This is a genomic window from Acinetobacter sp. B51(2017) (assembly GCF_003711395.1).
Lineage (GTDB): Bacteria > Pseudomonadota > Gammaproteobacteria > Pseudomonadales > Moraxellaceae > Acinetobacter.
The window spans coordinates 1-5,532 of the sequence record NZ_PJRJ01000062.1; the positions used below are offsets into that span (position 1 = coordinate 1).

Sequence of the window (5,532 nt, forward strand, 5' to 3'; positions counted from 1 at the left end):
GATTGGCTTCACGAATCCATTTGTCTAAAGTTGAATAACCCACACCTAATTTCTGGGCGATTGCAGCTATAGGTTCGTGGGAGTTTGAAAGTGCATAATCAATCGCTTGCTGTTTAAATTCAGGACTAAAACGTTTAGCCATTTCTTGAATCTCCAAAGATTAAAGTTACGTTATCTTTAGAGGGACGTGCTGTCCATTATTTTGGCTAGGATCAGGGTGTATTCGCTCTATCTTGTAGCGATGCGAGCTAAGTGTGTTTATAAATTTACGGCTACTGAACTCTTGCAAAGCGTTTAAATCTTCAGTGGTCGTGGGTAAAGTGCGTATTTTTATTTTTAAGTTTTTATTTGGAAGGCGTTGGTGTTGAAAATAATAATGGAAGTCATACATTAAGTAATAAGTAGAAGATTTTTTAAGCTGCCATACATGTAAGTGTTGCGCATGGTTAACGTTGGTTAAATTATGTTCTAAAGCCTTAAATATTTCTCGATAGCATCGAGATATTCCTATGAAATCGGGATGAATACGTATCTCTGCATTTTTAATGCTATTCCAAGACGATAAGCGTGCACGGCCAAATTTTTTATCGATCTCGTCATAGTGTTTTAACATCAATATATCCAATGTTGCTAGGTAAAATTTTTACGATAGATGGTTTGATTAATCAACAAAACAGAGGGGAAATAAAGAGCTATAGTGAAATTTTAAGCATTTTTTTACATATGCTATACACATTTTATTAATATTTTAGTTTTTGAAATTAGACTCTAGAATAGGGTAAAGGCTATAGATCCACTCAACCTCTATAGCAATCAGTTTTCAGAAGTATAGAAGATGTCATTATTTCTATAATTGTTGATCATGCATGAAAACGATAATGCTAAAGTGTGTTGAAAAAAGAGCAGATCTAACCTGAGTTAATGGAGTTTGACACCGTCATCGTTGGTGCAGTACTGCTATCAAAAATATGTTTGATCACTCAGCGCCATCTAAGCATTGTTGAGCGAATATTTCCACCCTTAATCCAGAGGGCTTATTTACAGCAAACAAAATTTGATAATGATATTGTTTACACAATGCTTGCACTAAAGCTAAACCTAGACCATGTCCAGCTTGCTCAGAGGATTTACGCCAGAAACGTTGCCCTAAACAGGCAAGATCTTCTGGCTGTAAGGCTGTGCCATTATCCAAAATAATGAGCTTATGCTCTTGCATAAAAATACTGATCTGTGTGGCTTGGGCATGTAAAAGCGCATTTTCAATGAGATTTTTTAACAGGGTGAAAATCACCATCGCAGGCAGATTCAAGCTGTCTAAACTTTGCCAATCAACCCATAGCATTTGGCGAATTTGCGGATAGTATGTTTCGAGTGTAGCTTGGACATGTTCTAAGAGAGGTACTACAGGCTCAGCATGGCTCGGATGTGTGACGCTATTTTCAGATTGTGTCAGTAGTAAAAGTTGTTCGAGTAAGGCAGCATAACGTCGAATACTCTCATCTGCCTGCTGTAAATGATGTTGAATGTTTTCTGCAATATCTTGCTGCTTGGTCATCATGACCGCCAATTGCAAATTGGTTTTAATCGCAGTTAATGGGCTGCGTAACTCATGTGCTGCATAGGCACTAAAGGCTTGTTCCTGTACCAAGCTTGAAGACAGGCGTTGAATGAGTTGGATGCTATTGTCTACAAAGGGTTTCACTTCTTGTGGTACAGTTTTAGGATCAATCTGACTTAAATAGCTATTAATATCCTGCAAACTTAATTTTGGATGACTTAGATGCTCACTCATTTGATCCAATGGCAAAAATTCTTTACGAATAATCAGAATGATTAAGCCAATACATACGAAGAGTGACAATAACAATGGAATTAACACGGATCGCAAAATTTGCTGCAGCAGTGCATCACGTAACACTAATCGTTCAGCAGCCACCACCTGAATATCCCCTTTGCGCAATACGTAGCTACGCCACTTGACCCCATGTTGTGACCAAGTACTAAAGCCTAAGTTCTGCTGACTTAAAGTCGGTGGTGCACCACGCGTTTTCGCAATGATATGTTGACCTAGTGCAACATCAGCACTTAGTAAAGATACCTCGCAGGCAATCAAGTGCTGTGGATCATTGGATTGTTGTTGAGTCTCTAATGCGGCCTCAAAATGATGCAAGGGCAATTGTTGTAGGAGTCTGGCCACCATCTGTGCTGAAGCCAATAAACGTTGGTCAAGGGTATCTTGTAAACGCTGCTTAAGGTCAATATATAGCCATATAAAGACCAAGCTCCACAAACTGACAAACACCACCAAGAGGCTGATGACCAAACGTTTTTTTAAGCTACGCTGATTCATACAGCGGCTCAGGCTTAAATATATAACCCACACCACGCAGCGTTTGAATCCTATCGGGATGTAATTTTTGGCGTAAATGATAGATATGCACATTGAGCGCATTGCTTTCAATACTGTCTTGATAACCATACAGCTTGTTTATGAGTTGTTCATTCTTAAGCACTTGATGCGGATGATGCATAAAAGTTTCTAATAGACTAAATTCACGCCGTGATAACTGCACCTTTTGTTGTTGATAATAGACTTCTTGACGATCTCGATTTAAGCTCAAGCTCCCAAATTGCACAAGATTTGAGGAAAACCCGCGTGATCTACGGCCTAAGGCATAAATACGAGCAATTAGCTCATCTAATTCAAAAGGTTTACTTAAATAATCATCGGCGCCTGCATTGAGTACATGTACACAATGTTCACTGCGTAAGCGAGCAGTTAAGACCAAGACAGGTACATCAATTTGATCACGGCGCCATGCTTGTAATAAGCTTAAGCCATCTTGGTCAGGTAAACCCAAATCCAAGATACATAAATCCACCGCACTGTGACGAATGAAATAATCTGCTGCCCGAGCAGTACTCGTATGCTCGACAGAAATGTTTAAAAATTCTAAGGCTGCCACAATACTTTGTGCAATATAAGGATCATCCTCCACCAATACAATAAACATGTGCTCTCCTGTTTAATGGGTGTATTGTAACGAAAGTTTGTCGTGTTAATGCTGTCTTAATTTTAGATTGTGAATAATTGCAGTGCAAAAAGAAGTAGGTAATAGATATGTCGCAATGGCTTAAAGGTCTTATTCTTAGCTCAGGATTATGGGGAGCAGGAGCGTATGCTGATTTTTTGCCGCCTGATCAAGCCTTTGAGTTTCAGGCGGTGTCTATTAGTCAAGATCAGGCTGAACTGACATGGAAAATTGCCGATGGTTATTATCTGTATCATGATCAGTTTAAAGTGACGCAACAGCAACGGCCTGTAAGCTTGACCTTGCCAAAAGCGCAAGACAAAGATGATCCAAATTTTGGTTTAACTCAAGTCCATTATGGGCAAGTCAAAACCACAATGACCGTACAACCGCAGCAAACCTTTACGGTGCAATGGCAGGGCTGTGCCGAAAGTGGTTTATGCTATCCTGTTCAACGTACCACGATTCAGACCGATGATGATGGTTTGTTGCCAGCTCAACAGTTGACTCAGCAACCGCAGCTCTTTGAGCCTAAAGCCCAAACCACCTTGTTGCCAGCAAGCGACCCTATAAAAAATGCAACCATACAAGCGCCTGAACCCGATGAAGCCAATCTTAGCCCAGAGCCCATAGCAGCAGATAGCCAGTCAAGCAGCATGCCTGATGCAGGGGCATTAGCAACAGATGAAAGCAGTCCTGCCTTGAATATGCAGCAACAGCCAGTTATATCTGCTAGCGCTACATCAGCACAAGCAAGTGATGCTGAATCCTTGAGTCAGCAATGGAATAATGATCAGTTCTTTTTCACCTTATTATCTGAACAGAATCTAGTCTTTAATTTATTGATCTTTTTAGGTTTAGGCGTGTTATTGGCATTTTTACCATGTTCATTACCGCTCATTCCAATCTTATCAAGTATTTTGGTACAGCAGCATCGTGGCTATCGTGCCGCAGGAATTGCATTAGCTTTTGTGTTTGGAATGGCAGCCGTATATGCCTTGATGGGGTTCGCAGTGGCGCAATTGGGCTATAGCTTCCAGCGCTGGTTCCAAAGTCCCCTATTTATTAGCTTGTTTAGTGTGCTATTTATCGCCTTTGCCTTGAATTTATTTGGTGCATTTCAGTTGTCTTTGCCACAGGGTCTTTTGCAACGCTTAGATCGATGGCAACAAAAACAGCAAGGCGGTACCTTGATGGGCGCTGCCTTGATGGGTGTGCTGGCAGCATTAATCGTTGGGCCTTGTATGAGTGCACCTTTAGCAGGGGCATTATTATTTGTCTCTCAGTTGAATCAACCTGCGATGGGGGCGAGCTATCTGTTTGTTCTTGGTTTAGGTTTAGGCTTGCCACTGTTTATTGCGGCCGTGTTTGGCGCACAGTATTTACCAAGACCAGGCGTGTGGATGGATCGCCTAAAATTTGCCTTTGGTTTTGTCATGTTAGCCTTGGCTTTATATTTTGCCCGTCCTTTACTACCAACTTTGTTGTATTTAGGCCTATTAGCTGCTGTGCTATTGGCGCTGGCCCTGTACTTACTCTTTAAAGTACAGGCACACTTGGATAAACCCGTCTTTAAAGTCTTGATTATTTTGTTGAGTACGGCTCTCGCTTATGGCGCAAGTGTGCATGTGTATCAGGCATGGCAACATAGCCAAACTGAACAGTTAGATACGCGTGTAATTTGGCACAAAGTGAATCAAGCGCAGCAATTAGAAGCATTATTGGCGCAGTACCCCGATCAAGCTGTGGTGATTGATGTTTATGCCGATTGGTGTATAGCTTGTCAGCCGATTGAAAAAGACGTCATTCCGCGTAGTGATGTTCAAAGTGCTCTACAGAATGTACTGCGGATTAAATTGGACCTGACCGAATATCATGCGAGTCAAGATGACTTACTTAAAGAATGGCAAATTTTAGGTCCACCGACTTTTATTTTTTTAAACTCAGCCCACCAAGAGCAACGCGATTTACGTTTAACAGGAACTTTTAGCGCAGTGCAACTACTCAATCGCATGCAGCAAATTAAGGGATTAACGCCATGATGCTGTCAAGCGATGCTGTGCATATCGGACCTTTGATGCTGCCATGGACTTTGTTGGTCATCTTATTGGCCTTGATGCTAACCAGTTTGTTGATTCGCTTTGTGGCAAAGAAATATCATTGGTCTCATGCGGGCAGACACAGTAGCCAAGATTTATCTTGATCGAGCGTAAGACCCCCACCGACAGTCAGGTGGGGGACATAAGCGAGTGGCGATAGCCATAAATAATCTAATATTATCTTTATTGTAGTGCTTTAATTTGCTATAATCTATTTACACCAATCCCTTTATAAACAATGATTTAATGAAGATTTCACAACACTATAAATTTGGGCTTTTGCCTAATAAAGAACAGGAAATATTGCTTAATCAAGCAATAGGTTCTGCTCGTTTTGTGTGGAATCAAGTTCTTGCTAAATCGTTTGAAATGTTCGCTAAAAATGAACGTATCCGCTACGA

7 protein-coding genes are annotated in these 5,532 nt (G+C 41.0%); 3 read left to right on the forward strand and 4 right to left on the reverse strand.

The window, feature by feature from the left end:
• The 4 genes from CYK47_RS14850 to CYK47_RS14865 all read right to left on the reverse strand — a co-directional run.
• The coding region (locus CYK47_RS14850; protein ID WP_016165541.1) for a transposase at positions 1–142 on the reverse strand (142 nt) is incomplete at its 3' end.
• Between the two features lie 24 nt (positions 143–166).
• Complete coding sequence (locus CYK47_RS14855; protein WP_122902556.1) at positions 167–613, reverse strand: hypothetical protein; 447 nt, start codon at positions 611–613, stop codon at positions 167–169.
• A gap of 363 nt (positions 614–976) precedes the next feature.
• Complete coding sequence (locus tag CYK47_RS14860) at positions 977–2,350, reverse strand: ATP-binding protein (RefSeq protein WP_122902557.1); 1,374 nt, start codon at positions 2,348–2,350, stop codon at positions 977–979.
• Entirely contained in the window at positions 2,337–3,014 is a 678-nt protein-coding gene (locus CYK47_RS14865) for a response regulator (RefSeq protein WP_122902558.1), read from the reverse strand. Before CYK47_RS14865 ends, CYK47_RS14860 begins: the two co-directional genes overlap by 14 nt.
• Before the next feature lie 107 nt (positions 3,015–3,121).
• Here CYK47_RS14865 and dsbD point away from each other — a divergent pair, with 107 nt between their 5' ends.
• From dsbD to CYK47_RS14875, 3 genes are all read left to right on the forward strand, one after another.
• Positions 3,122–5,074: a protein-disulfide reductase DsbD gene (gene dsbD / locus CYK47_RS14870; protein WP_122902559.1), complete on the forward strand. Its 1,953-nt coding sequence runs from the start codon at positions 3,122–3,124 to the stop codon at positions 5,072–5,074.
• Positions 5,071–5,235: a hypothetical protein gene (locus CYK47_RS15545; protein ID WP_164709230.1), complete on the forward strand. Its 165-nt coding sequence runs from the start codon at positions 5,071–5,073 to the stop codon at positions 5,233–5,235. Before dsbD ends, CYK47_RS15545 begins: the two co-directional genes overlap by 4 nt.
• 142 nt (positions 5,236–5,377) lie before the next feature.
• A partial coding sequence (locus CYK47_RS14875; protein ID WP_164709231.1) for a helix-turn-helix domain-containing protein occupies positions 5,378–5,532 on the forward strand: 155 nt, incomplete at its 3' end.